The sequence below is a fragment of the Limnohabitans lacus genome, from assembly GCF_030053395.1.
GTDB classification, from domain to species: domain Bacteria; phylum Pseudomonadota; class Gammaproteobacteria; order Burkholderiales; family Burkholderiaceae_C; genus Limnohabitans_A; species Limnohabitans_A lacus.
Genome location: NZ_JASGBH010000007.1, coordinates 116688 through 142940, shown reverse-complemented (window position 1 = coordinate 142940; position 26253 = coordinate 116688). Strand labels below are relative to the sequence as shown.

Genomic DNA, 26253 nt, shown 5'->3' with positions numbered 1-26253 from the left:
CTGTCATGACTGCTGCAATCTTCCCAACCATGCCGGGCCTCAAGTGGGGCACCGTCAAAACGCCCATGTGGTCCACCGGGATTCAAAAAGCGGCCAGTGGCCGTGAGCTGCGTGGCGCGTTTTACAGCTTCCCACGCTACAAAATCAGCCTTGGCTATGAGGTGCTGCGCAGCGGCGCACAGGCTGAGCTGCAGGCCATGGTGGGCTTTTTCAATGCCCGTAAGGGCAGCTTCGAAAGCTTCCTGTATCTGGACCCTGAAGACAATGCCGTGGTCAATCAGCAGTTTGGCGTTGGCGTGTCTGGCCAAACGCAATACCAGCTGGTGCGCGCCTATGGCGGCAACGTCGAGCCCGTGCTTGCACCCCAACTGGTCGTGCATGGCGGGGCTGATCCAGTGATCATGGTCAACGGTGTGGTGCAGACAAGCGGCTGCACTGTTGCGGAATTCGGTGTGGTCACTTTTGCAAGTGCGCCTGCCGTTGGTGCTGTGCTCAGCTGGTCTGGTAGTTACTACTGGCGCTGCCGCTTCATGCAAGACAGCGCCGACTTTGATCGCTTTTTGTACCAGCTCTGGGCGCTCAAAAAGATCGAGTTGATCACCCTCAAAGACACCGAGTAAGCCCGGGCGTCAACCCTGACCACGACCCCATGAAAACCCACACGCCCGAACTGATCGCACTGCTCAACGGCAGCAGCCAATTCATCATGGCCGACTTGTACACCATCACCCTGGTCACAGGCACCGTGCTGCGTTACACCAGCGCCGACATTGACATCACCCACGCAGGCACCACCTACAGCGCCCGTGGCCCGCTCATTCGGCGCGGCACCGTGCGCACCGTGGTGGGGCTGGAGGTCGATCAACTCGACATGACCGTCAGCCCCAAACCCGGCATGAGCGGGCATTTGCTGGATGGTGAGCCTTTTATCCCCGCATCGCTACAGGGTGCTCTGGACGGTGCAATGGTCATGCTGCAGAAGGCGTTTTTGTCGTCTTGGGCGCTGCCACCTGTGGGCGCGGTGGTCATGTTTTATGGTCGCGTGTCCGATGTGTCGGGCACCCGTTCGGCCATGCCTGTAGATGTCAAGAGCGCGTTGGAGCTGCTCAACACCAAGCTGCCCCGCAACATCTATCAGGCATCGTGCATGCACACGTTGTATGACAGTGGTTGCGCCGTCAACAAGGCAGCACGCACCGTCACCGGCACCGTGACCGGCACCAACGGCACGGGCCAGTGGCTGCAAAGCGGCTTGGCTCAAGCGGCTGGCTGGTTTGACCAAGGGGTGCTCACCTTCACCAGTGGTGCCAATGCCGGTGTGCAGCGCACCGTCAAGGCGCACAGCGCAGGCCAGTTTTGGTTTGCCTTGCCGCTGCCCAACGCCCCGGCTGTGGGCGATGCCTTCAGCGTCTACCCCGGCTGCGACAAAACGCAGGCCACTTGCAGCGCCAAGTTCAACAACACGCCACGTTTTCGAGGCTTTCCATTTGTGCCCGTGCCAGAGACCACCACATGACCAACAAGCCCACCATCGCCACAGATCTGCAGCGCCAAGTCGTGGCCGAAGCCTGCACCTGGTTGCGCACACCATGGCACCACGAAGGCAGCATCAAAGGTGCGGGTGTTGACTGCGCCATGCTCCTGGTGTGCGTGTTTGGGTCGGTGGGCCTCATCCCCCACATTGACCCGCGCCCTTACCCCATAGACCACATGCTGCACCACGACCAAGAGCGGTTTTTGGGCTGGCTGCAGCAATACGCCACCGACGTGACCGAGGGCGACCCCCAGCCCGGCGACGTCATCGTTTATCGGGTGGGCCGGTGCTTCAGTCATGGGGCCATCGTGACCGAGTGGCCTTTCATCATCCACGCTTTCCGCGACCAGCGGGCCGTGGTCATTACCCGTTTTGACGTTGGCCGCTTGGCCAGCAAGCCCTACAAAGTCATGCGCATTGGCGCAGCACCCCTTCAACCCATTGCACCCACAGGAGACACCCCATGAGCGGAGGCGGCGGCACCATCAGCACCAGCGAACCAAGGCTGGGCGCACTGCGCGTGCAGCAAAGCAGCTACGGCCTGGCCTTGCCCATCGTGTACGGTCGCACCCGAATTTCTGGCAACCTCATTTGGTACGGCGACTTTGTGGCCATTGCCACCACAACCACCACAAACAGTGGCGGCAAAGGTGGGGGCGGTGGTGTGTCACAGCAAAGCACCACCTACACGTATGAGGCGGCGGTCATGCTGGCATTGTGCGAGGGCCCGGTGGTGGGCATCACATCCATCTGGCAAGCTAAAAACAGGTTTGAGGCCGTTGCAGCGTCTGGTTCGCAGCCCGCCCAGTCTGCCATCGAGCAACTGGCCCTGTCTTTTGCCAGCGGCATGCCCGGCCAGCCCACCTGGTCGCACTTGACTGCCAACCACCCGGCTCAGGCCTTGGGCTACACCAGCACGGCCTTGCTCTACAGTGCCAACTTTTCCCTGACCAACAACGCAGAGGTCGAAAACCACACCTTCGAGGTGGACGCCAAGCTGCAGTTTGGCGGCAGCGTGGTCGATGCAGAGCCATCCGCAATCGTGCAAGACTTGCTGACCAACACCCAATATGGTGCAGCCTTTCCTGCAGGCAGTCTGGCCAGCTTGGCCACGTATTCGGATTACTGCCGGGCCATGGGCCTGTTCATCTCGCCAGCCTTTACCCAGCAGCTTGAGGCACGTGAGCACCTCAAGACCATCACCGACATGACCAACTCGGCCTGCGTCTGGTCTGAGGGCAAGCTCAAGATCATCCCTTACGGTGACGAAACCATCACCGGCAACGGGGCCACCTACACCCCCAACCTCACGCCCATCTATGACCTGACCGATGACGACTTCATCATTGGCTCGGTGGGTGAGGACCCGGTCAAGTGCTTGCGCCGCACACCTGCAGACGCGTTCAACCAGGTGCAGGTCGAATACCTCAACCGCGCCAACGCCTACAACGTCGAGATCGTCGAGGCCAAAGACCAAGCCAATATCGAAAAGTTTGGCCTGCGCCCGCGTGACCCGATCAAAATGCACGGCATCTGCGAAGCCGCTGTGGCCCGCCGCGCCGCGCAACTGCAGCTGCAGCGCTCGCTGTATGTGCGCAACGAATACGAGTTTCGCCTGGGCTGGCGGTATGTGCTGCTGGAGCCCATGGACCTGGTCACACTGACCGATGAAGGCCTGGGGCTAAACCGCACACCCGTGCGCATCATCAGCGTGGAAGAAGACTCCGAAGGCTTGCTCAGCCTGCGGGCTGAAGACTATCCCTTTGGCGTGGCCAGCGCCACGCTTTACCCCACTCAGGCCGGTGCGGGCTTTTCGGCGGACTACAACGCAGCCCCGGGCAACGTGGCTACCCCGGTGTTTTTTGAGCCACCTATTGAGTTGGCCACCGCCACTGGTCTTGAAGTTTGGTGCGCCGTGAGCGGCCAAGCGGGCACTGCTGGCGACTTGTGGGGGGGGTGCAATGTGTGGGCGTCGATAGACGGCGTAACTTACAAGCAAGTGGGCACCGTGCGCGGTGGCGCACGTTACGGCACCACCACAGCCGCTTTGGCCAGCAACGGCAACAGCATGCCTGTGGCGCTGGCAGGGCGTGGCGGGCAAATGCTGTCTGGCACCGCGCAAGACGCGCAGCTGCTCAACACCCTGTGCTGGGTGGGCACGCCAGCCGGTGGCGAGTTTGTGGCGCACACCACGGCCACACTCACCGCGCCCAATGCCTACACGCTGGGCGGCTTGGTGCGAGGGGCTTACACCACACCTATGGTGGCTCATGGCAGTGGCCAGCAGTTTGTACGGGTAGACGATGCCATTTGCAAAGGCGACCCGCTCGACGTGGCCATGATCGGCCAGCCACTGTACTTCAAGTTTTGCAGCTTCAACGCCTATGGCGGCGGCACTCAAACGCTGACCGAAGTGCAGGCCTACAGCTACACCATCACCGGCAGCATGCTCAAGTTGCCACCATCCAATGTCACGGGCCTGGGGCTTCAAATCGAAGGCAATGGCGTGCGCGTTAGCTGGGCGGCCTGCCCCGATGTGGATTACGCCAGCACCATCGTGCGCTTAGGTGCGAGCTGGGCAGCAGGGGCCGAGGTTGCCAACAAGTCGGCCACCAGTCATTTGCTGGGCTGGCAGTTGGCGGGGCCGCTCAAGGTGTGGGCTGCACATGTTGACCAGTATGGCAACACCAGTACCACCCCCGCCAGCGCTACCATCACCATCACCGCCCCGGCGGCGGTGGTTGGTTTGGCATTGTCCAGCAACACCACCGGCCTGGCGGCCAAGTGGACCATGCCCGCGCTGGCCGCCACGGCGCAGCCGGTGGATCGGGTTGAGCTGTCTTGGTCTGTCAACTTTGCCACCCTCATCCAAAGCACCAAAGCCACCAGTGTGCAGCTGCCTTGGGTCACGCCGGGCCTCAAAGAGTTGTTTGTGCGCGCCATCGATGTAGCGGGCAATGTGGGGCCCACGGCGTCGGCTTCGCTGGTGGTGCGCAGCCCATCGGCCCCGGTGGGCTTGGGGGTGGCCATTGGTACCCAAGGCCCAGTGGCCAGCTGGGGTGCACCCGCCGTGGCGGCAGACCAGCAGCCGCTGGGCGGGGTGCAGTTGTCGTATTGGGCTGATTTTTCTAACATCATCGAAACGCGCTCGGCTACCAGCGTTGACTTGGGCTGGCTTTCGGCTGGCACGCGCACGCTGTACGCCCGCTACACCGATCTGGCAGGCAACAGCGGCGCGGCTGCCAGCATCGCGTTTTCGGTGTCGGCGCCATCGGCCCCTGCCGCATTGCAACTGGGCTTTGGCACCAGCAGCATCGAGGCGTCTTGGCAAGCGCCCGCTGTGGCGGCCAGTCAGCAAGCGCTTGACCGGGTAGAGCTGTCGTGGGCCAGCGCGTTCACCAGCATCATCGATGGGCGCAAGTCCACCACCACCACTTTCGGCTGGATGGCTGCGGGCACCTACACGCTGTATGCCCGTTATGTGGACATGGCGGGCAACATCGGCGCTGTGTCGCAAGCCACCTTGCAGGTGCAAGCCCCCGCGCAGCCGGTTATGACGGCGGTAGAGACGCAAGTCAACCTGGTTACCCTGCGCTGGCAAGACGCCAAGACCAGCCAGCCCATTCGCAAATACGCCATTTACTACGGCGAGGCAGGCACCGCACTGGCTGCGGCCATGCTCTACGGCTCTGCAGGCGCAGACTCGCGCTCTGACATCTTGCAGTACCGCAGCAGCGGGGCCAAGGTGGCCTACTTGGTGGCCGAAGACGTTGCGGGCAACGTGGGTGCAGCCCGGCAGATTGACCTGAACATCAAAATGCCCGACAACTTTGTGCTCAGCACCGAGTATTACGAAGACTGGCAAAGCACTGAGCTGACCAATGGCACCATTGTGGGAGGGGCTGCGGGGCAAATCATTTTGCCCGCCTACGATGGCCGCACCTGGGGCCAGCGGCTCAGCAACAACGGCTGGACCACTGCCCAGCAAAAGGTCAGTGCGGGCTACCCCGTTTTGGTGCAGCCTGTGCCGGCCAGTGGCAAGCATGTCGAGCGCAAAGACTGCGGCAAGATCATTGCCACCAGCGTGGTGCGCGTCACCCCCACCGTGCTCAGCAGCAGTGTGGCGGGCTACACGCCCACCATCCGCATCCGCGCATCGGTGGGGGCCAGCACCGCCAGCTGGCAGCCCTGGCTGGTGGGCGAGTCGGCGAGTTTTAGCGACTTCCAGCACGTCGAGGTCGAGTACTCGGTGGTGAGCGACGGCAAAGGCTTTGTGGTGCTCGATGACCTGTATGTGAAGGTCGAGGTGACCGAGATCACCGAGTCGGCCACCTTGGTGCTCAACCCTGCCGATCTGGCAGGCACGGCCTACACCTGCACCAAGCCGTTTTTGGATGTGCGTGCAGTGCAGGTCACGCCCGTGGGGGCTAACAGCATGGCGCGCCCCCCTTATTACGTGATCGATGACAGCACCTTGCCCGCCAAGGTGTATGTGTTCGCGCACGACGCCAGCAACAACCGCACGGGCGGCACGGTGAGCCTGTTCATGACCGGCGTGTGATTTTTTATTCCGGTTTTTATTCCGGGTTTTGTTCCTGTTTTTTTGGAGGCAATGAATGAGCGATCTCAACGATCTGAGTCGGCCCGTGCTGACCGACACCGAGCCCAATGTGCTCGACACGCTGCGCGCGCACATCGTGCGCGCAGCCACCTGGGCGGGGTATGCCGCCACAGTCAACAAAGTGGCGGGCATCATGAGCGGCGTCACAGCGGCCATAAGCGGTGGCCGGTCTTTGCGTCTGTACCGCCGCAACGATGCCAACACCGCTGACGAAGAGGTGGTCAGCCTGCCCGGCGTCAGCGTGGGGGGCAACGCGGCCACGGCCAGCGCAGCGCAGGAGGGCGGCGCTTTGCAAGCGGCGCTCGTTGCCAAGGCCCCACTGGCATCGCCTGCGCTCACCGGAACGCCCACTGCGCCCACGGCCACAGCGGGCACGGCTACCACGCAGTTGGCCAACACCGCCTTTGTGGCCGCGGCAGTGGCCAACGTGGTCAACAGCTCGCCTGCTGCGCTGGACACGCTCAACGAGTTGGCCGCCGCGCTGGGCAATGACCCCAACTTTGCGGCCAGCACTGCCACGGCGTTGGGCAACCGCATCACCAAAACCAGCGCCGCCCGACCCGGCGTCACCAAGCTCTATCGCAGCGACTTGGACGACGCATACAACCTGCAAACTGCGTGGGGTGTGGACAAGTCGGGTTATTGGTCACTGCGCGGCTACAGCGGCGACACCTATCATGCGCCCGTTTATGTTGGCTTTGCGGGGGCGGCTGACGCGGTGCCATGGTCGGGTGTTTCGGGTAAACCCAAAACGGTGGCGGGGTATGGCATCACCGACATGGGCAGCCAGTCGGTCAACTATGCGAATTCGGCGGGCAATGGTGGTGTAACCAGTGTCAATGGTGCGACTGGTGCTGTCACTGTTCCAACACCCACAACTGCGAACGTGCTTGCAGCTACGGCGGGTGCGGCGCGAGGTGGCGTCGGGACTTATGCGTTTTTAACACTCGTGTCGTCTGCCGCTTATCAGCCCTCGGGTATTTATCCTGCTGGTGGGTTGCAATGGGCAAACGCGGCAGCGGTCAACTCTGGTGGCACCGCTGGTATTGCTGGATCATGGAAAGAAATGGGCGGGCTTTTTGGGGTGGGGAACAATGGCTGGCCTGACCAGCATCGCACAACCCTTTTTCTTCGCGTCGCATAAAAGGAATTTCAAATGATCAAAAACATGAAGTGGGCCAACGCAGAGCAAACGGCTATCAACTGCGAAATCAACCACCCCGACTACGGCTGGATTCCATTCACCGCCAGCCCCAACGACCCCGAAGAGCATGGCCGCAACATCCATGCCGCCTGCTTGGCGGGTGAGCACGGCGCGGTGGCCGCCTATGCGCCCCCGCCACCCCCGCCAGCAGTCATCCCGGCTGAGGTCACCATGCGCCAAGCCCGCTTGGCCTTGCTGGGCATTGGCAAGCTCAGTGACGTGGACGCGGCCTTGGTCAGCATCACCGACCCCGCGCAGCGCCAAGCCGCGCAGATCGAATGGGAGTATTCCAGCGCCGTCAAGCGTGACAGCGCTTGGGTTCAGCAACTGGCCCCAGCGCTGGGGCTAGATGCTGCCGCGCTCGATGCGCTGTTCACGGCGGCGGCTGCTTTGTAGACGGCCAGCTGTGCCCATCGACACAACCCGCCCCGGCGGGTTTTTTTACGCCCAAACATTTCCAAAGGAGCACCCATGAAATACCTCATCAGCGCTGGCCACAGCAGCGCAGACCCCGGCGCTTGCGCTCACGGCCACACCGAAGCCGCCATCGCCCTCGACATGCGCGACCTGGTGGCCAAGCGCCTGCTCGAAATGCGCCACACCGTTTTGATGGACGGCAACATCGCAGAAAACCTGCCACTCCAAACCGCCATCGCGCTCATCAACGGCACCGACCTGGCGGTCGAGCTGCACTGCAACGCCGCAGTCAACGCGCAGGCATCGGGCGTAGAGGTCATCGCGCCCGCGCACCTCAAGCTCGTGGCCCAACGCATCGCCCGCGCCATTGCGGCCGAGACGGGCCAAAAACTGCGCGGCCAGCTCGGCTGGATCGACCAGGCGCAAAGCGCCCGTGGGCGACTGGGCTTCATCGAAGCAGGGGGCTTGATTGTGGAGATGGTGTTCATCAGCAACGCTGCCGACCTGCGCGCCTTCCTTGCGGACAAAGAGCGCGTGGCCATGGCCATTGCCGGGGCCATGTGTGCTTATGAGGTGGCGTCGTGATCGGCGGCGCATGGTTGTGGCGCGTACTGGCCGTGGCCGCTTTGCTGGGCGGCCTGTACATGCTCGGGCGCCACATCGAGCAACGCGGCTACGACCGTGCCGAGGCCGACTACACCGCTGCCATCGAGCGCCTGCATGCCGATGCAGCCGCCCAACTGGCCGAAGAGGTCAACAAAACCCGCGCCGCCGAACAGGCGCTCAACGAAGCCAAAAACAACCAGGAGCTGAAAGATGCGACACACACCCAAACCATTGCACGGCTGTCTGATCGCCTGCGCCTTGCTGCTGGGCCTGCTGGCCGGTTGCGCGACCCCAACGCCACCCCATGCGGGCGCGGTGGTGGTGGCCCCGAAGGTGGCCCTGCCGCCACCGCCAACGCTGGTGCAACAAACGCCCCCGAAGCCGGTGGGCTACTTTCAGCAGAGCTTGCTGGATTACTTCAGCAGCTCACCCGTGAAGCCGACGACATCAACGCCGCCTACGCCAGCTGCCGTGCAGACGCGTACACCGTGAGGTCGACGCCCGCCGACTGATCGCCTTCCATCCTGACCTTGCGTCAGGACAGGGCGACCGGCCAGCGGTGTTACGAGCACCTCTGACCAGCCGCCAACTACAGAACACGCCTGTGAGCCAGCCAAGGCCCTGCCACCTCCCGGGAGGCGGGGCTAGTGTAACAACCCTACCTGGACACCCTCACCATGGCCAACCCCATCATCCCCTGGCTCGGCGGCAAACGCCGTCTTGCCGACACCATCCTGCACCGCTTCCCCGATCACACTTGCTATGTCGAGGTGTTTGCGGGCGGCGCAGCCCTTTACTTTTTGCGTCAGCCTGCCGAGGTCGAAGTCATCAACGACATCAACGGCGACTTGGTCAACCTCTACCGCGTGGTGCAAAACCACTTGGAGGAGTTTGTGCGCCAGTTTAAATGGGCGCTCAGCAGCCGCGAGATCTTCAAGTGGACCCAGATCACGCCCAGCGAGACCCTGACCGACATTCAGCGCGCCGCCCGGTTCTATTACCTGCAGCACCAGGCCTTTGGTGGCCGTGTGCAAGGTCAAAGCTGGGGCACGGCCACCACCGCGCCCGCTGTCAATTTGCTGCGCATTGAGGAGTCGCTTAGCGCCGCGCATTTGCGGCTGGCCAGCTGCTACATTGAGCGGCTGGATTGGAAGGAGTGCATGCGTCGGTACGACCGCCCGCACAGTCTGTTTTACCTTGACCCGCCGTATTGGGAGACCGAAGGCTACGGCGTGCCCTTCCCTTGGGAAGAGTACGTCGCCATGGCCAAGCTCATGCGCGAGATCAAAGGCAAGGCCATCTTGAGCATCAACGACCACCCGCAGATCCGCGAGTGTTTTGCAGGCTTCCACATCGAAGAGGTGCCCATCAAATACACAGTGGGCGGCGGCCAAGGCGTCGACCGCATGGAGCTGATCATCAGCAGCTGGGACGTAGCCACACAGCCCGCTGGCCTCTTTTAACCCGGTGGCACCGTAGCCACATAGCCCCCCGCCCGAAAGGGTGGGGGGCTTTTTCCATGTCAGACCGTTTTGGTCGGGCACTGTCAAAACCACTTGCAAGCGTGCCGATTCAGAGCGGTACTGGAGGCCACACAGGAGCAACCCCATGACCACACAAAAAACCCTCGAACAAATCGCCCAAAAGCACCTGGGCCTTGAAACCCTGCAAACCCAAAAGAGCGACCGCCTCGACTTCCACGACCTGGCAGTCTGGAGCATCGAGGCTGCCCTGAAGGCCGCGTTTGAGGCTGGCAGAAATCTGCAAATTGAAAGCGGCGAATTTTGGGGGATTGGCCCTCAAAAGTCAGCGCAATACAGTGCACAATTGGTTGGAACGAACGGCACCGACTCTTTATGAATCAACAACTTAACAGCGACGGCAAAACTACGAACCAAGGGGTCGTGGGTTCGATTCCTGCCAGCCGCACCAAAAATTAAAAAGCCCACAACGCGAGTTGTGGGCTTTTTCTATTTTTGCCCTTGAACATCAGGACATGAGCAAAGCCTTCACCAAAGAGACCGACGGCGACGATGACGACGAGCTGGGTTTGCCGGCTTTGCCTTCAGGTGCACGCAATTACATGACGCCAGGTGGCTACGCCCGACTGCGCGCCGAGCTGTTCACCCTGATCGATGACGAGCGGCCCAAGGTGGTCGAGATCGTGCATTGGGCCGCGAGCAACGGGGACCGCTCAGAAAACGGCGATTACCTCTACGGCAAAAAGCGTTTGCGCGAGATCGACCGGCGCATCCGTTTCCTGACCAAGCGGCTCGAAATCGCCGAAGTGGTGGACCCGGCCGTGCACCATGGCAGCGATCAGGTGTTCTTTGGGGCCACGGTCACCTACGCCGAGGCCTCAGGCGTCGAGCGCACGGTCACCATTTTGGGCATCGACGAAGCCGACAGCTTGCAAGGTCAGGTCAGTTGGGTCTCGCCGATCGCACGCACCTTGCTCAAATCACGCGAGGGCGATGAACTCAAGTTGGTCACGCCTGCAGGCGTGCTGGACATCGAGGTGTTGCAGGTCCGCTATCCGGCCCCTGCGGGATCTGGGCTGGCAGGCTAGGCTTTTCAGGCGGGGGCGTTGCCTTTGTGGGTCTGGCGCTCAGCCCGGACCACCGAGGGGGTGCGCTTGAGGTGACGCAGCACTTGCTCAAGATGCGCCACATCCCGCACCGCAATGACAAATTTCAACTCGGCCATGTCTTGCGGTGAATCGCTGCCCATGTCCACGTGAACGATGTCGGTCTCGGCGACGGCCAGTGCACCCGCCACACGGGCCAGCACACCCTTGCCGTTGACCACGCTGACGTTGATGGCAGTCTCGAAGCTGCGGCTCAGTTCGTCCGACCACTCCACACCAATGAAGCGCTCGCTGTCCTTGTGTTCCAGCTTGCGCGCGGTGGCGCAGTCGCGGGTGTGCACAGCCAGGCCTTCACCACGGCCCAGGTAGCCCACGATGTCGTCACCGGGCAGTGGGCGGCAGCAACGGGAATAGACCACCGACGCGTTTTCGCTGCCGTCCAGGGTGATGGCCCCTTGCGAGATGGATTCGTGCGCCGTGAATCGTTCCCGCGTCATCAGCAGTGCATCGGGTTTTTGGCCCCGCTCGGACAGCAAAGCGGTCAGGCGTTTGGCCACAATGCTGGCGATGCGTTTGCCCAGGCCAATGTCCATCAGCAAATCTGCGCGGTTGCGGTTGCCCGTGAAGCGCAGCAATTTGTCCCAAATGATCTGATCGTTCTCCTCGTCAGAAGGGAGCTTGTCGATGCCTTCGGCGCGGAGGGCTTGGGACAGCAGTTTTTCGCCCAGCTCGACCGATTCGGTTTGCGCCATGGTCTTGAGGTGGTGGCGGATCTTGGAGCGGGCGCGCCCGGTGCGCACAAAGCCCAGCCAAGCTGGGTTGGGGGCCGACACGGGCGCAGTGATGACTTCGACCACATCACCGTTTTTGAGCTCGGTGCGCAGGGGTACCTGGTCGCCGTTGATGCGAGCGGCCATGGCGTGGTCGCCCACCCGGCTGTGGATGGCATAAGCAAAGTCCACCACCGTGGCGCCGCGTGGCAAAGCCATGATCTGGCTCTTGGGGGTGAACACATAGACGGCATCCGGGAACAGGTCGACTTTGACGTGGTCCCAGAACTCGGCCGCGTCGCGTGTTTCGGTCTGGATGTCCAAAAGCGATTGCAGCCACTGCGTGCCCAGGCGCTCCGACTGGGCGCTGGCCGATTCGTGCTCTTTGTACAGCCAGTGCGCTGCCACGCCCGATTCGGCCACCAGGTGCATGCCCTCGGTGCGCATCTGAAACTCGACGTTCACGCCCGATGGCCCCACCAAGGTGGTGTGCAGCGACTGGTAGCCATTGACCTTGGCAATGGCGATGTGGTCCTTGAACTTGCCGGGCACAGGCTTGTAGATCTGGTGCAACCAGCCCAGGGCCGTGTAACAGTCAATCACCGAAGGCACGATGACCCGGAAGCCGTAAATGTCGGTCACCTGGGCAAAGCTCAGGTGCTTTTCATCCATCTTCTTGTAGATGGAGTAGAGGGTTTTTTCGCGGCCACTGATGCGCACATCCATCTTGGCCTGTGCAAAAACGGCTTCGACATCGGCCTGCACCTTTTGAATCAAATCGCGGCGGCGGTTGCGTGCGCGCGAGACCGCCTTGGTCAAAACCGCATAACGCCAGGGCAGCAGGTGCTTGAAGGCCAGGTCTTGCAGTTCGCGGTAGATCTGGTTCAGGCCCAGGCGGTGCGCAATCGGGGCATAAATTTCGAGGGTTTCCGAGGCGATGCGGCCCCACTTGCTGCGCGGCATGTCGCCCATGGTGCGCATGTTGTGGGTGCGGTCGGCCAGCTTGATGAGGATGACCCGCACATCGCGGGCCATGGCCAGCAGCATCTTGCGAAACGACTCGGCCTGGTTTTCTTCGCGGGTGTTGAACTCCAGCTTGTCCAACTTGGTCAGACCGTCCACCAATTCGGCCACCTGGGAGCCGAAGCGCTCGATCAACTCGATCTTGGTGACGCCGCAGTCTTCCATCGCATCGTGCAACAGGGCTGCTGCCAATGCCTGGGCGTCCAGCTTCCATTCGGTGCACAAGCCGGCCACCGCGATCGGGTGGGTGATGTAGGGCTCGCCACTTTTGCGCATCTGGCCCAAATGGGCTTCGTCGGCAAATTTGTAGGCTTTGCGCACCATGTCGGTTTCGGCTTCGCTCAGGTAACCGAGTTGGGCCTCCAGCACCGCAAAGCTGGCCGCTGCCGCGTTGGCCGCAGCAGGAGGCACGGCCTTGTGGCGGCTGTGACCTGCTGGGGTGGACGGGGGCATGGCAGTGCTCATGACGTCAATGTAACGCAAGCGTTGGCGGGTGTTTCTGGCGGGCACAAAAAAGCCCCATGACTGGGGCTTGATGGGATCCGGCCACGGCCGGATGGGGCGTGCTTCAGGCCACGCGCTTGAGCATTTCGATGCCGACCTTGCCAGCAGCGATTTCGCGCAAGGCGGTCACGCCGGGCTTGTTTTTGCTTTCGATGCGGGGCGTGTGGCCTTGGCTCAGCATGCGGGCGCGGTAAGTGGCGGCCAAAACCAGCTGAAAGCGGTTGGGGATCTGTTCCAGGCAATCTTCAACAGTGATGCGGGCCATGTGTGTTCCTTGAAAATGTCTGTACGGGGTTCAAGCCATCTTGAGGGCTTGAAAGGTGTCAGGCCGGGCACGGCGCTGGACGTGGTATTTGAGCCGCTGGGCGTGAACAACCGCTTTGAGGTCAAACAGGGCACGGTCAAATACTTCGTTGATTATAACGAAGTCGAATTCTTTGGCTTGTGCCATCTCCACCGCCGCATTCTGCAGGCGCAGCTCGATGATCTCGGGCGCATCCTCGCCCCGGCGCTCCAGGCGCGAGCGCAACTCTTCCCAGCTGGGCGGCAAGATGAAGATCAGCACCGCGTTGGCGTACATCTTCTTGATCTGCAGGGCGCCCTGGTAATCGATTTCCAGCACCACATCGGCCCCTTGGGCCATGCGGTCTTCGATCATCTTTTTGGAGGTGCCGTAGCGCTGGCCATGCACATGGGCCCACTCGACAAAGGCGTCGGCCAGCACCATGGCGTCGAACTCCTGCGCCGAGGCGAAAAAGTATTCGCGGCCGTGCTTTTCCTGGCCTCGGGGGGCGCGGGTGGTGTGCGACACAGTGGGCTGCACGTGCGAATCCAGCTCCATCAAGGCCTTGACCAGACTGGATTTGCCAGCCCCGCTGGGGGCGGCCACGACAAACAGGTTTCCTGGGTAATCCATGTTCAGGCTCTTTATTCGATGTTTTGGACTTGTTCGCGCATTTGCTCGATCAGCACCTTCATGTCCACCGAGATGCGGGTCATCTCCAGCACGGCCGATTTGGAGCCCAGGGTGTTGGCCTCGCGGTGCAGCTCCTGGATCAAAAAGTCCAGGCGCTTGCCGATGTCGCCGCCCTTGTCCAGCAAGCGGCTGATTTCGTCCAGGTGCGAGCGCAGGCGGGTCAGCTCTTCGGCGACATCGATGCGGATGGCAAACGCGGTCGCCTCGGTGAGGGCCCGGTCTTGCGCAGATTCGGGCAGGTGGCTGCCGTCGGCCAGGGCCATGGCGTCTTTCCAGCGCTCCAAAAAGCGCTGGCGCTGTTGTTCCACCAACTGCGGCACCAGCGGCACGGCCAGATCGGCCAAGCTGCGCAGCTGGGCAATGTGGCCTTGCAGCATCTTGGTCAGGCGGGCGCCTTCGCGGGCGCGGGCTTCGCGCAGGGCGTCCACGGCTTGGGCAGCCAGTTGCATCCAGGCGGCTTCGTCGGGTGCGGCCTGGCCAGAGCTGCCTGCGGTCATGCGCAACACGTCGGCCACACTCAAAGCGCGGGCATCGGGCAGCCAATCCTGAATCTTGCCTTGCAAGGCGGCGATTTTTTGCAGGGCCTGGTGGTTGGGGGCTTGCAAGGCCGCGCCGTCACCGGCATCCTGGCTGGCCCGCACCTCCACTTTGCCGCGTTTGATTTGCCGGGTGATCAGCTCGCGCAGGCCGGGTTCGAGCTGGCGCAGTTCTTCGGGCAGGCGAAAAGACAGGTCCAGAAAACGGCTGTTGACCGATCGAATTTCCAGGCCCATCCGGGCTGTCGGGGCCGTGCTGGCAGGGGTGTCACCGCCTGCACCCAGCGGGCTGTGCTGCACGCTGGCGTACCCGGTCATACTGTAAACTGGCATCTATCAAGTTCCTTGTGACAGCGCCAAGCCAGACTGGCCGCGATGCGCTGCAAATGCCCAGCCTGACAGCTGAACATGAAACGAGGCATTATCTCAAACTCTTGGGACCGCCCCGCCTGCGCATGGCCGGGCTCAGCAGACAACCCCCTTTCAGTGCCAACATGAACACCACCGTCTCTTACGTCCGAACCGGTCGCGCAAGCGACGCTTTGCGCGCTGTGCGCATCACCCGCGGTTACACCGTGCACGCAGAAGGCTCGGTGCTCATTGAGTTTGGCCAGACCCGCGTGCTGTGTACCGCCTCGGTCGAAGAAAAGGTGCCGGGCCACAAAAAAGGCAGCGGCGAAGGCTGGGTGACCGCCGAATACGGCATGCTGCCCCGCGCCACCCACACCCGGGGTGACCGCGAAGCCGCACGCGGCAAGCAAAGCGGCCGCACTCAAGAGATTCAGCGCCTGATTGGCCGCTCGCTGCGGGCGGTGTTTGACCTGAAAAAACTGGGCGAGCGCACCATTCACCTCGACTGCGATGTGCTGCAGGCCGATGGCGGCACGCGCACCGCCAGCATCACGGGCGCTTTTGTGGCGGCGCAAGACGCGGTCAACTGGCTCATGGCCACGGGCAAACTGAGCGAGTCGCCCATCATCGACCGGGTGGCTGCCATCTCGGTGGGCCTGAAAAACGGCACCGCCTTGCTGGACCTGGATTACCCCGAAGACTCGGCCTGTGACACCGACATGAACGTGGTCATGACCGGCGCGGGCAACTTTGTGGAAGTGCAGGGCACGGCCGAAGGCGTGGCCTTCACCCGCGTCGAGATGGACCGTATGCTGGCTCTGGCTGAAAAAGGCATTGCACAACTCGTGCAGCTGCAAAAGCAGGCGCACGATGAGCCCAAGACCCTGACTTTCAGCGCCTGAAGCGCGGTGGGTGGCTTCATGAAAATTGTTCTGGCTTCCAACAACGCGGGCAAACTGGCCGAGCTGCAAACCCTGTTGGTGCCGCTGGGCATGACGCTGGTGCGCCAGTCCGAGCTGAACATCCCCGAAGCGGCAGAGCCCTTCAAGACCTTCGTTGAAAACGCTTTGGCCAAAGCCCGCCATGCCGCGCAGCTGAGCGGCTTGCCCGCCCTGGCCGATGACGCGGGTTTGTGTGTGGATGCTTTTGGGGGGCAGCCGGGTGTGGACACGGCGTATTACGCCACCCGCTTTGGCTACCCCAAAGGCGATGACACCAATGTCACCGCGCTGCTGGCGCAAATGCAGGGTGTCACCAACCGCCGCGCCGCCATGGTCAGCACCTTGGTGGCCGTGCGCAGTGCCGACGACCCGGAGCCCCTGATTGCCGTCGGCCGGGTGGTGGTGCAGATCGCGCCTGAGCGCCGGGGCAGCCATGGATTTGGCTTCGATCCGGTGTTGTTCTTGCCGGAATTTGGCAAGACCTTTGCCGAGCTGCCCACCGAAGTCAAAAACGCCAACAGCCACAGGGGCCGTGCCGCACAGGCCATGCTGGCGCTGATGCGTGAGCGTTGGCTGGATGGTTCCGCCGCATGAGTCCACACCTTGACCCGGTGCACGCCATGCGCCCCGGCGTGCTGCAGCTGAACGCTTTGCCGCCCCTGTCGCTGTATGTGCACCTGCCCTGGTGCATCAAGAAGTGCCCGTATTGCGACTTCAATTCGCACGAATTCCGGGCCGGGGCCGACGCGCCGTCCACACAAGACGCCTACATCGATGCCTTGTTCGCCGACCTGGAAGCAAGCCTGCCGCTGATCTGGGGTCGTAGCATCCAGACCGTGTTTTTGGGCGGTGGCACACCCAGCCTGTTTTCGCCCGAAGCGATAGACCGTTTGGTGGGTGGCATTCGCGCCCGTGTGCGCTTGGCGCCAGACGCCGAGATCACCATGGAGGCCAACCCCGGCACCTTCGAGAAAGACCGCTTCAAGGCTTTCCGCCAGGCGGGCATCACCCGCTTGTCGATCGGCGTGCAGAGTTTTGACAATGCGCACCTCAAGGCCCTGGGCCGGGTGCACGACCGCGAGCAGGCCCTGGCCGCCGTGACCGAAGCGGCCCAGGTGTTTGACACCTTCAATCTGGACCTGATGTACGCCTTGCCGGGCCAGACGTTGCAAGGCCTGACGCAAGACATCCAGACTGCATTGGCCTTTGCGCCGCCGCACATCTCGATCTACCACCTGACCATCGAGCCCAACACGGTGTTCGCCAAGTTCCCGCCCGCTTTGCCCGAAGACGATCTGGCCTACGAAATGATGGACCGCATCACCGAGCTGACTGCGTTGGCTGGCTTGGCGCGGTACGAAGTGTCGGCCTATGCCAAGCCCGGCCATCAGTGCGCCCACAACCTGAACTACTGGCAGTTTGGGGACTATCTGGGCATTGGCGCCGGGGCGCACAGCAAGCTCAGTTTTGCGCACCGAGTGCTTCGGCAAGTGCGTTACCGTGAACCTGCGCTCTACATGCAGCAGGCCATGAAAGGCGAGCCCGTCACCCAAAGCACCGAGGTGTCACGCCAGGACTTGCCCTTTGAGTTCATGCTCAACGCCTTGCGTTTGCGCGGTGGTTTTGATCTGGCCGATTACGTAGACCGCACGGGCCTGGCCATGACCAGCATCCAGCAGGGTTTGCAAGAGGCGGAAAAACAAGGGCTGATTGGCCGAGACCTGCACCGGGTCTGGCCGACCGACAGGGGCTTTGATTTTTTGAGCGATTTGCAGGCGCTGTTTTTGGCCGAGGCCGATTGAGGCCAGCAATTGGCCCGGTGTGCGTCAGGTTTTGATGCGCAGTCGGTCCAGGGCGAACTTGAAGCTGTAGAGCATCAGCAAGGCGCCTGTCACGTTGCCAAAAAACATGGGCCAAACATCCACCCACACGTTGATGTTGGGTCGATCCATCAAGAGCCAGACCAGTTGGTGGGCCACAGCGCTGGCGGCCGAAGAAATCAGCGTCAAATTCAGCAATTGCAAGGGGTCCAGTTTTTGCAGTTGTTCGCTGAGCCAGTGGTGTTTGTGCAGGTATTTCATCACCACCCAAGGGGTCAATCCGCCGGCCACCCCGTTCAACAAGCCCAGCAAGGGGTTGGAGCCATCAATCACCTCCCAATCGATGAACCAGCTGCCCAGCATCAGGCCCAGCGCACCGGGCAAGCCCAGCACCAACACCAGAATCACCCTGAAACCCGCGGGCAAGAACACCCAGTTCACCCCCCTGCTGTGCTCCAGGGTGTGGAAAATCCAGTCATTGAATTTGAAGAAGCCCACAAACAAAACAGCACTGATCAGAGTCAGTGCTGTTTTTTGTAAGGTTCTTTGGATCAAAGGGCTCATGCAGGCAAATCTTGGTGTGCCACTTGCATGGACTGCCCCAGATGACTGAAGTAATCCAAGGTCCGCTGTGTCGGAATCAAGAACTTGGCGCGGCGATCGCCTTCCAGGTTCAAGGTGCTCAGCATGTCTTTTTCACGCAGCCGGGTGATGCGTTTGTGCAGCGTGGCAGGAGATCCCAAATCAGCCAAGGCGATGGCCTCGCGCACCGTCATCGGCTGGTTTTCGTACCAGCGCAAAACCACGGCTTGCAACAAGGCTTTCTCGTTGGCGTCCATCTCCATGCCGTCTGGCAGGGCCTGGATGACTCTGGCCAACTGCAAAAAGCGCAGGTAGGCAGATACAAAAGGACTGCTGGTTTTTTCCATAAATTTGATTTTATCGAATTTTTGTAAAACCCAAAACCGACCTGGCCGCAGAATCGTTAAGCTTGTTACAAAAGGAGAAACGCATGACACATCGATTGGCCATCATCGGCTTGGGCATCATGGGCCGCCGAATGCTCGAAAACGCCTTGCAGCACCGGGCTTTTGAAGTTTGCGGGGTCTGGGATCCATCGCCTCTTGCGGTGGCCAAAACCCTCGAAATGGCGCCGAACGTCCCTGTCGCGCAAAGCGCAGAGGCGGCCATGGCCGGGGCCGATGCGGTCTATCTGGCCTGTCCGCCCGGACCCCGCAAAACCTACGCCTTGCAGGCCGCTGCCGCCGGGCAGGGCGTTTTCATGGAAAAACCCTTGGGCACCGACAACGCGCAAAGCCGCGATCTGGTCGACCAACTGCGCCGAGCGCGTTTGCCAGGCGTGGTCAATTTCACCCAGGCCGCCTCGCGGGGCTTTGAGGAGCTCAACCGCGCCATCGCTGCAGGTGAAACGGGTGAGCTGCTCGGCATCGACATCGTGGTGAACTACCCGGCGTGGCCCCGCGCCTGGCAAAAAGACGCCGATTGGCTGCGCCTGCGTCATGAAGGCGGCTACACCCGCGAAGTGATCTCCCATTTTCTGTTTTTGGCCGGGCGTTTTCTCGGGCCACTGACCTTGCAGCAGGCCTTGCCGCGCTATCCGCAAGACCCCGATCTGTGTGAGCTGGACATGTTGGCCCGTTTGACCACCGCAGACGGCAAGCCCGTCACGGTCATGGCCACCACCGGGGGGCGGCAATCGGATCGGCAGGAAGTCACCGTGCGCGGCAGCCGCATGAACCACCAATTCAGGGAGTTTTATCAACTCTGGCGCTCGGACGGTGGCCCATGGGTCGAAGCGTTGGACTGGTCCACCGAAGACCCGCGCACCAGTGCATTGCAGCGTCAGTTGAGCGAGGCGGACTTGTGGTTGCGTGGCCAGCCGCACAAACTCGCCACTGCGCAAGAGGCTTTGGCGGTGCAGGAGTTGGTGGAGTCCATGCTGGTGGGCAAGGTCTGAAGGGCTTGCCCCATGCAAAACGCCCCTGAAGAGGGGCGTTTCGTCTTGTGTCTTGGCGGAAGCGGTGAGATTCGAACTCACGGACCCTTTCGAGTCGCCGGTTTTCAAGACCGGTGCAATCGACCACTCTGCCACGCTTCCCTGGGGGTGAATTGTAGCGACTTAAAAGGTCTTCAAGCTTGGCCCAGCATGCCGCGCTTTTCAATGAAAGCCACCACCTCGGCCAGTCCGTCCAGGGTTTTCAGGTTGGTCATGACCCAGGGGCGTGTTTCGGGGTTGGGGCGCATGCGCTGGGTGTCGTCGCGCATCACCTGCAGGTCGGCGCCCACATGCGGGGCCAGGTCGGTTTTGTTGATCACGAACAAATCGCTTTTGGTGATGCCGGGGCCGCCTTTGCGAGGGATCTTTTCGCCCGCAGCCACATCGATCACGTAGATCGTGAGGTCACTCAGCTCGGGGCTGAAGGTGGCGGCCAGGTTGTCGCCGCCGCTTTCGATGAAGACCACGTCGGCGTTCGGAAATTTTTCGAGCATGCGGTCAATCGCTTCGAGGTTGATCGACGCGTCTTCGCGGATGGCGGTGTGCGGGCAGCCGCCGGTTTCCACGCCCATGATGCGCTCGGCAGGCAGGGCGCCGCTGACGGTGAGCAGGCGCTGGTCTTCCTTGGTGTAGATGTCGTTGGTGATGGCGATCAGGTCCCAGCGTTCACGCATGTTTTTGCACAGCATCTCGAGCAGTGTGGTTTTGCCGGAGCCGACCGGCCCGCCAATGCCCACGCGCAGGGGCGGAAGTTTTTTGGTGCGATTGGGGATGTGGTGGAGTGCAGAAGAGGATGTGCTGTTCATGATCGGAAGATGCGTGAATATTGGGTTTCGTGGCGGGCGGACAGGATGGCCAGCATGGGGTTGAAGGCCTGGCGGTCCTCGTCGCTCAGGTGCATGGCGGTTTGCACAGCCAAGGGGATTTCCCGGGCCAGGCGCGCCAGCATGCGTTGGCCTGCGCTTTGGCCCAGCGGCACGGCCTTGAGGGCGGCTTGGGTCATGTTTTCGGCCCAGCCAAAAGCACAGGCTTGCAAAGCTTGGTCTGGTGGAGCCTGCGCCAGTGACAAAGCCAGCGCCATGGCCAGCGGGTAGGTAGGTGGCAGTTGGGCGCAGCAGCTCAGTTGTGCTTCGCTGGCTTGCTGCAGGTTGCGCAGCCAGTCGAGCAATGATCTGCCCATCTGTTCGGTTTGCAGGCGCATCTCGGCGGTTTCGCGGGTGGCCATGACCCAGTTGTTCAAGGTTTGCAGGCGGGCCGTGTCGTGCTGCTGCCAAGCGGGGATGGCTTGTGCCAGCACCGCCATGTCGCCACGCGACTGCGTCAGGTGCAGCTGGTCCACCCCCCAGTCGGTGGCGCTGGCTTCGTCGTGCACCAGGCCTTGTTCGATGGCGGCCTCCAGGCCTTCGGAGTACGAAAAGCCGCCGATCGGCAAAGCAGGTGATGCGAGCCAGATCAGTTGCAACAAACCCGAAGGCGCGGTGTCAGTGCTCATACTTGCAGCCTGGGCCGTGTACATGGGGCTGCGCAAGGGCCGAACGGATTGGGATGGCGATGCGCTTGGCTGCGACCGGGGCTTGATCGTGGCTGTGGTCATGCCCATGCCCATCGTGAGAATGCCCACCGTGGTCACCATAAGCACCGCTTTCGGGCTCAAAGGGCTCCGAAACGGCCACCACTGTCATGTGCATGGCCCGCAGCATGTCGGCCAGCACATGGTCGGGTTCGATCTTGAGGTGGTCGGGTTGGAGTTCGATAGGCACATGGCGGTTGCCCAGGTGGTAGGCGGCGCGGGTCAGGTCGAATGGGGAGCCGTGTTCGGTGCAGGCGGTGATGCGCAACACGGCTTGCGGTGCAGCTTCCACGCGAATGAGCGAGCCGTCTTCGGCCACCAGCACATCGCCGCCGCGCACGACGGTGCCACGGGGCAAGAAGATGCCCAGCTGGCGGCCTGCGCTGTCCGTGGCATCAAAGCGGCTTTTTTGGCGGGTATCCCAATCCAGCGTGATGGTGTTGGCGCGTTGGACCAGCACGCGGGCCAGGCCACGGCCTTGCGGCATGAGTTTGGAGCAAATGATCATCAGAACAAAAAGTAGCGTTGCGTCATGGGCAGACTGGTCGCGGGCTCGCACACCAACAGCTGTCCGTCGGCGCGCACCGCGTAGGTCTGGGCATCGACTTCCATGCGGGGCGCGTAGTCATTGTGAATCATGTCTTTCTTGCCCACCTGGCGGATGTTCTTCACAGCCGACAGGGTTTTTTGCAGACCATAACGTGCACCGATGCCCGCTTGCCAACCCGCTTGCGAGACAAAGGTCAGCGAGTTGCGCGTGAGCGCACCGCCAAAGCTGCCAAACATGGGACGGTAGTGCACCGGTTGGGGCGTTGGAATCGACGCGTTCGGGTCGCCCATGGCCGCCAGCGCGATGAACCCGCCTTTCATGATGAGGGCCGGTTTCACACCAAAGAAGGCGGGCTTCCAGATCACCAGATCGGCCCATTTGCCCACCTCGATGCTGCCGACTTCGTGGCTGATGCCGTGTGCAATGGCGGGGTTGATCGTGTATTTGGCGATGTAGCGCTTGACGCGGGCGTTGTCGTGGCGGTCGGTGTCGCCGGGCAGGCTGCCGCGTTGCTGCTTCATTTTGTGCGCGGTTTGCCAGGTGCGGATGATGACTTCGCCCACCCGGCCCATGGCCTGACTGTCGCTGCTCATCATGCTGATGGCGCCCAAATCGTGCAGGATGTCCTCGGCCGCAATCGTCTCCTTGCGGATGCGGCTCTCGGCAAAGGCCAGGTCCTCGGCAATCGCCGGGTCCAGGTGGTGGCAGACCATGAGCATGTCCACATGCTCGTCGAGCGTGTTGATGGTGTAGGGGCGTGTCGGGTTGGTGGACGACGGCAGCACATTGGCTTCGCCGACCACCTTCAAAATGTCCGGCGCATGCCCGCCGCCTGCGCCTTCGGTGTGGAAGGTGTGGATGGTGCGGCCCTTGAACGCGGCCACCGTGTCTTCCACAAAACCCGATTCGTTGAGCGTGTCGGTGTGGATGGCGACCTGTGTGTCGGTTTCTTCGGCCACGCTCAGGCAGTTGTCGATGGCCGCAGGCGTGGTGCCCCAGTCTTCGTGTAACTTCATGCCAATCGCCCCACCGTTGATCTGTTCGTGCAGCGCGGCAGGCAAGCTGGCGTTGCCCTTGCCCAGAAAACCCAGGTTCATCGGGAAGGCGTCGGCCGCTTGCAGCATGCGCTCGAGGTTGAAAGGGCCCGGCGTGCAGGTGGTGGCAAAGGTGCCGGTGGCCGGGCCCGTGCCGCCGCCCAGCATGGTGGTCACACCGCTGGCCAGCGCTTCGTCGATCTGCTGGGGTGCGATGAAATGGATGTGGCTGTCGATGCCGCCTGCGGTGACGATCAAGCCTTCGCAGCTGATGATCTCGGTGCCCGGGCCAATCACGATGTCCACGCCCGGTTGTGTGTCGGGGTTGCCCGCCTTGCCAATGGCGGCGATGCGGTTGCCCTTGAGGCCGATGTCGGCTTTGACGATGCCCCAGTGGTCGATGATGAGGGCGTTGGTCAGCACGCAGTCCATTGCGCCTTCGCTGTTCATGCGCTGCGATTGCGACATGCCGTCGCGGATCGTCTTGCCGCCACCGAACTTGACCTCTTCGCCGTAGCCCCCGGCTTGCAGCGTGAAGTCTTTTTCAACTTCGACGATCAGGGCGGTGTCGGCCAAGCGAACCCGATCGCCCACGGTGGGGCCAAACATTTCAGCGTATGCACGTTTGTCGATGTGGGCCATGTCAGTCTGCTTTCTTGGCGTTGTCGAGCGGGCCTTGGGTCAGACCCCTAAAGCCATACACCACGCGATCGCCCGCGTAGTCGACCAGTTCCACCGTGCGTTGCTGGCCGGGTTCGAAGCGCACGGCGGTGCCTGAGGCGATGTTCAGCCGCATGCCGTGCGCGGTGGCCCGGTCAAAGCGCAGACCGGCGTTGGTCTCGGCAAAGTGGTAGTGCGAGCCCACCTGGATGGGGCGGTCACTGGCGTTTTGCACCACCAGGGTGCAGGTGCGCCGCCCCTCGTTGATCGGGTGCGTGCCGCTGTCAATCAAAAGTTCTCCAGGCGTCATGATCGCCTCACTTGCCACGACCAATGAACCAAGCGGCCAGCGCCATGGCGCCAAAGACCACAAAGCCCCAGGCATCGGTGCTGTGCCAGTGCGCGCCATTCAGGCCGTGTCCGTCGTGGGCCAAGGCATGCAGGGCGGTTGAGGCGATGAAAAGTGCTGCGATTTTTTTCATGAGATGTGCTCCGTTGAGGTCTTGATGGGGTCGGCTTAAACGATGGGTTGGTGCACGGTCACCAATTTGGTGCCGTCGGGAAATGTCGCTTCCACTTGGATGTCGGGAATCATTTCTGCGATGCCGTCCATCACGTCGGCACGCGTCAAAACAGTGCGACCTTCGCTCATCAGTTGGGCCACAGTCTTCCCATCCCGTGCGCCTTCCATGACCGCAGCGCTGATCAATGCGATGGCTTCGGGGTAGTTCAGTTTCAGGCCACGGGTCTTGCGGCGTTCGGCCAACAAAGCGGCGGTGAAGATCAGCAGCTTGTCTTTTTCGCGAGGGGTGAGTTCCATATTGGTGCGTGCTTTGAAAGTGAATCGGTGCGGTGGCTTCAATGTAGCAAAGAGCATGCCTCTTTATAGGGAGTGTGTCATTTTTCTAGGAAGCCGCTGGGTCATGTTCTGGTGCATGCAGGCATTTTGAAAAGTTGGCACGGTGATTGCAAGAGAGGTTTCAGCGTTGCAAGCGCTCCGCCCTTTTTGTTGAACAACTAACTTCCTGATTGGAGTGATCTCATGATGAACCGTCGTGGCCATCTCAAAGCCCTCGCTACTGCTGCCGCCCTCGTTGCAGGCAGCTTGACCTTTGTAACCCAGGCGCAAGCGCAAGCGGGCAACACCATCAAGGTGGGCGTGCTGCACAGCTTGTCAGGCACCATGGCCATCTCCGAGACCGTGCTCAAAGACACCGTGCTCATGGCCATCGACGAGATCAACGCCAAGGGTGGCATGCTCGGCAAAAAGCTCGAGCCCGTGATCGTGGACCCCGCTTCCAACTGGCCCCTGTTCGCTGAGAAAACCAAACAGTTGCTCGGTCAAGACAAAGTCTCGGTGATCTTCGGTTGCTGGACTTCGGTGTCGCGCAAATCGGTGCTGCCGGTTGTGGAAGAAATGAACGGCTTGCTGTTCTACCCCGTGCAGTACGAAGGTGAAGAGCTGTCCAAGAACGTGTTCTACACCGGCGCTGCGCCCAACCAGCAAGCCATCCCTGCGGTGGATTACCTGATGAGCAAAGAAGGCGGCGCTGCCAAGCGTTGGGTCTTGCTGGGCACCGACTATGTGTACCCCCGCACCACCAACAAAATCTTGCGCGCTTACCTGAAAAGCAAAGGCGTGAAAGACAGCGACATCGACGAGAAGTACACACCGTTTGGTCACAGCGATTACCAAACCATCGTGGCCGACATCAAGAAATTCTCTGCCGGTGGCAAGACCGCTGTGGTGTCCACCATCAACGGTGACTCCAACGTGCCTTTCTACAAAGAATTGGGCAATGCTGGCCTGAAGGCCAAAGACGTGCCTGTGGTGGCCTTCTCGGTGGGTGAAGAAGAACTGCGCGGCGTGGACACCAAGCCTTTGGTGGGTCACCTGGCCGCATGGAACTACTTCATGAGCATCAAGAACCCCGCCAACGACGAGTTCACCAAGAAGTGGGCCGCTTACGCCAAAGCCAAGGGCATCGCTGGTCACAAAGACAAGCCTCTCACCAACGATCCGATGGAAGCCACTTACATCGGCATCAACATGTGGAAGCAAGCGGTGGAAAAAGCCAAGTCCACCGAGACCGACAAAGTGATCGCCGCCATGGCCGGTCAAACCTTCAAGGCCCCCAGCGGCATCACCAGCAAGATGGACGAGAAAAACCACCACTTGCACAAGTCGGTGTTCATCGGCGAGATCAAGGCCGACGGCCAGTTCAACGTGGTTTGGAAGACACCCGGCCCGGTCAAAGCCAAGCCATGGAGCCCGTTCATTCCTGGTAACGACGTCAAGCCTGACGAGCCTGTCAAGAAGTGATCGTTTGAAAGCGTGAATGCTTGTCGGAGCTGAAGCTCCGACCTACGTGATCTTCAGGTAGGTCGGTGGCTTGAGCCCCGGCAGAGGTTCTTGTCGGAGCTGAAGCTCCGACCTACTTTCCTCAGCGTAACTTGTAGGTCGGTGGCTTTAGCCCCGACATGTTCGTTTGTGAGCGTTGAATCTGCGAGCCCAGCTTTGGCAGACCAAGA

Annotated in this window: 29 protein-coding genes and 1 tRNA gene; 16 read left to right on the top strand and 14 right to left on the bottom strand. The window is 61.5% G+C overall.

The window, feature by feature from the left end:
• Positions 1–5 precede the first annotated feature (5 nt).
• The 11 genes from QLQ16_RS10740 (at position 6) to greB (ending at position 10951) form a co-directional block, all read left to right on the top strand.
• The gene (locus QLQ16_RS10740; RefSeq protein WP_283224685.1) at positions 6–620 is read left to right on the top strand and encodes a DUF2460 domain-containing protein; all 615 of its coding nucleotides are present in this window, start codon (positions 6–8) and stop codon (positions 618–620) included.
• Positions 621–649: 29 nt separating this feature from the next.
• Positions 650–1516, top strand: coding sequence for a DUF2163 domain-containing protein (locus tag QLQ16_RS10735; RefSeq protein WP_283224684.1), 867 nt, complete (start codon positions 650–652; stop codon positions 1514–1516).
• Entirely contained in the window at positions 1513–2001 is a 489-nt protein-coding gene (locus QLQ16_RS10730) for an NlpC/P60 family protein (RefSeq protein ID WP_283224683.1), read from the top strand. The genes QLQ16_RS10735 and QLQ16_RS10730 overlap by 4 nt, the downstream gene beginning before the upstream one ends.
• On the top strand, positions 1998–6095 hold the full coding sequence (locus tag QLQ16_RS10725) for a phage tail protein (RefSeq protein WP_283224682.1): 4098 nt from the start codon (positions 1998–2000) through the stop codon (positions 6093–6095). The genes QLQ16_RS10730 and QLQ16_RS10725 overlap by 4 nt, the downstream gene beginning before the upstream one ends.
• A gap of 55 nt (positions 6096–6150) precedes the next feature.
• Positions 6151–7299, top strand: a complete 1149-nt coding sequence (locus QLQ16_RS10720) for a hypothetical protein (protein ID WP_283224681.1) — start codon at positions 6151–6153, stop codon at positions 7297–7299.
• A 12-nt stretch (positions 7300–7311) separates the two neighbouring features.
• On the top strand, positions 7312–7755 hold the full coding sequence (locus tag QLQ16_RS10715; RefSeq protein WP_283224680.1) for a hypothetical protein: 444 nt from the start codon (positions 7312–7314) through the stop codon (positions 7753–7755).
• Between the two features lie 75 nt (positions 7756–7830).
• Complete coding sequence (locus QLQ16_RS10710) at positions 7831–8361, top strand: N-acetylmuramoyl-L-alanine amidase (protein ID WP_283224679.1); 531 nt, start codon at positions 7831–7833, stop codon at positions 8359–8361.
• Complete coding sequence (locus QLQ16_RS10705) at positions 8358–8894, top strand: hypothetical protein (protein WP_283224678.1); 537 nt, start codon at positions 8358–8360, stop codon at positions 8892–8894. The genes QLQ16_RS10710 and QLQ16_RS10705 overlap by 4 nt, the downstream gene beginning before the upstream one ends.
• Before the next feature lie 165 nt (positions 8895–9059).
• Positions 9060–9845 carry a DNA adenine methylase gene (locus QLQ16_RS10700; protein WP_283224677.1) on the top strand — a complete coding sequence of 262 codons (786 nt, stop codon included), beginning with the start codon at positions 9060–9062 and terminating at the stop codon, positions 9843–9845.
• 145 nt (positions 9846–9990) lie between these two features.
• Complete coding sequence (locus QLQ16_RS10695) at positions 9991–10242, top strand: DUF6900 domain-containing protein (protein WP_283224676.1); 252 nt, start codon at positions 9991–9993, stop codon at positions 10240–10242.
• 136 nt (positions 10243–10378) lie between these two features.
• Complete coding sequence (gene greB, locus QLQ16_RS10690) at positions 10379–10951, top strand: transcription elongation factor GreB (protein ID WP_283224675.1); 573 nt, start codon at positions 10379–10381, stop codon at positions 10949–10951.
• A gap of 5 nt (positions 10952–10956) precedes the next feature.
• On the opposite strand, the gene QLQ16_RS10685 is transcribed toward greB, so the two are convergent.
• The 4 genes from QLQ16_RS10685 to QLQ16_RS10670 all read right to left on the bottom strand — a co-directional run bounded on the left by QLQ16_RS10685 (position 10957) and on the right by QLQ16_RS10670 (position 15096).
• A complete protein-coding gene (locus QLQ16_RS10685) occupies positions 10957–13227 on the bottom strand; it encodes a RelA/SpoT family protein (protein WP_431310409.1) in 2271 nt (756 codons plus the stop codon).
• Between the two features lie 103 nt (positions 13228–13330).
• Positions 13331–13531, bottom strand: coding sequence for a DNA-directed RNA polymerase subunit omega (gene rpoZ / locus QLQ16_RS10680; protein WP_108322400.1), 201 nt, complete (start codon positions 13529–13531; stop codon positions 13331–13333).
• Between the two features lie 30 nt (positions 13532–13561).
• Complete coding sequence (gene gmk / locus QLQ16_RS10675; RefSeq protein WP_283224674.1) at positions 13562–14182, bottom strand: guanylate kinase; 621 nt, start codon at positions 14180–14182, stop codon at positions 13562–13564.
• 11 nt (positions 14183–14193) lie between these two features.
• Positions 14194–15096, bottom strand: a complete 903-nt coding sequence (locus QLQ16_RS10670) for a YicC/YloC family endoribonuclease (protein ID WP_283224750.1) — start codon at positions 15094–15096, stop codon at positions 14194–14196.
• 176 nt (positions 15097–15272) lie between these two features.
• Here QLQ16_RS10670 and rph point away from each other — a divergent pair, with 176 nt between their 5' ends.
• Genes rph through hemW form a run of 3 tightly spaced genes read left to right on the top strand, consistent with a single transcriptional unit; the run spans position 15273 to position 17872 of the window.
• Complete coding sequence (rph, locus tag QLQ16_RS10665) at positions 15273–16031, top strand: ribonuclease PH (protein WP_283224673.1); 759 nt, start codon at positions 15273–15275, stop codon at positions 16029–16031.
• An 18-nt stretch (positions 16032–16049) separates the two neighbouring features.
• Positions 16050–16664, top strand: a complete 615-nt coding sequence (gene rdgB / locus QLQ16_RS10660) for an RdgB/HAM1 family non-canonical purine NTP pyrophosphatase (RefSeq protein ID WP_283224672.1) — start codon at positions 16050–16052, stop codon at positions 16662–16664.
• The gene (gene hemW, locus QLQ16_RS10655) at positions 16661–17872 is read left to right on the top strand and encodes a radical SAM family heme chaperone HemW (protein ID WP_283224671.1); all 1212 of its coding nucleotides are present in this window, start codon (positions 16661–16663) and stop codon (positions 17870–17872) included. The genes rdgB and hemW overlap by 4 nt, the downstream gene beginning before the upstream one ends.
• Before the next feature lie 24 nt (positions 17873–17896).
• Here the strand turns inward: hemW and QLQ16_RS10650 are convergent, their stop codons facing one another.
• Together QLQ16_RS10650 and QLQ16_RS10645 are read right to left on the bottom strand one after the other, a co-directional pair.
• A complete protein-coding gene (locus tag QLQ16_RS10650) occupies positions 17897–18454 on the bottom strand; it encodes a hypothetical protein (RefSeq protein ID WP_283224670.1) in 558 nt (185 codons plus the stop codon).
• The gene (locus tag QLQ16_RS10645; RefSeq protein WP_283224669.1) at positions 18451–18819 is read right to left on the bottom strand and encodes a hypothetical protein; all 369 of its coding nucleotides are present in this window, start codon (positions 18817–18819) and stop codon (positions 18451–18453) included. Before QLQ16_RS10645 ends, QLQ16_RS10650 begins: the two co-directional genes overlap by 4 nt.
• 83 nt (positions 18820–18902) lie before the next feature.
• Between QLQ16_RS10645 and QLQ16_RS10640 the strand changes: the two genes are divergently transcribed.
• Positions 18903–19868 (top strand): Gfo/Idh/MocA family protein, encoded by a 966-nt coding sequence (locus QLQ16_RS10640; RefSeq protein ID WP_283224668.1) that lies wholly within the window; start codon positions 18903–18905, stop codon positions 19866–19868.
• 53 nt (positions 19869–19921) lie between these two features.
• Here QLQ16_RS10640 and QLQ16_RS10635 read toward each other — a convergent pair.
• The 8 genes from QLQ16_RS10635 to QLQ16_RS10600 form a co-directional block, all read right to left on the bottom strand.
• Positions 19922–20009, bottom strand: a tRNA-Ser gene (locus QLQ16_RS10635).
• Between the two features lie 32 nt (positions 20010–20041).
• A complete protein-coding gene (gene ureG, locus QLQ16_RS10630; protein ID WP_283224667.1) occupies positions 20042–20713 on the bottom strand; it encodes an urease accessory protein UreG in 672 nt (223 codons plus the stop codon).
• Positions 20710–21399, bottom strand: a complete 690-nt coding sequence (locus QLQ16_RS10625; RefSeq protein WP_283224666.1) for an urease accessory protein UreF — start codon at positions 21397–21399, stop codon at positions 20710–20712. Before QLQ16_RS10625 ends, ureG begins: the two co-directional genes overlap by 4 nt.
• Positions 21389–21985 (bottom strand): urease accessory protein UreE, encoded by a 597-nt coding sequence (gene ureE / locus QLQ16_RS10620; RefSeq protein WP_283224665.1) that lies wholly within the window; start codon positions 21983–21985, stop codon positions 21389–21391. The genes QLQ16_RS10625 and ureE overlap by 11 nt, the downstream gene beginning before the upstream one ends.
• The gene (ureC, locus tag QLQ16_RS10615; RefSeq protein WP_283224664.1) at positions 21985–23703 is read right to left on the bottom strand and encodes an urease subunit alpha; all 1719 of its coding nucleotides are present in this window, start codon (positions 23701–23703) and stop codon (positions 21985–21987) included. The genes ureE and ureC overlap by 1 nt, the downstream gene beginning before the upstream one ends.
• A gap of 1 nt (position 23704) precedes the next feature.
• Entirely contained in the window at positions 23705–24031 is a 327-nt protein-coding gene (locus QLQ16_RS10610) for an urease subunit beta (RefSeq protein ID WP_283224663.1), read from the bottom strand.
• Between the two features lie 7 nt (positions 24032–24038).
• A complete protein-coding gene (locus QLQ16_RS10605) occupies positions 24039–24203 on the bottom strand; it encodes a hypothetical protein (RefSeq protein ID WP_283224662.1) in 165 nt (54 codons plus the stop codon).
• Positions 24204–24238: 35 nt separating this feature from the next.
• Entirely contained in the window at positions 24239–24541 is a 303-nt protein-coding gene (locus QLQ16_RS10600) for an urease subunit gamma (protein WP_283224661.1), read from the bottom strand.
• A gap of 225 nt (positions 24542–24766) precedes the next feature.
• Here QLQ16_RS10600 and urtA point away from each other — a divergent pair, with 225 nt between their 5' ends.
• A complete protein-coding gene (gene urtA, locus QLQ16_RS10595; RefSeq protein ID WP_283224749.1) occupies positions 24767–26044 on the top strand; it encodes an urea ABC transporter substrate-binding protein in 1278 nt (425 codons plus the stop codon).
• Positions 26045–26253: the final 209 nt, after the last annotated feature.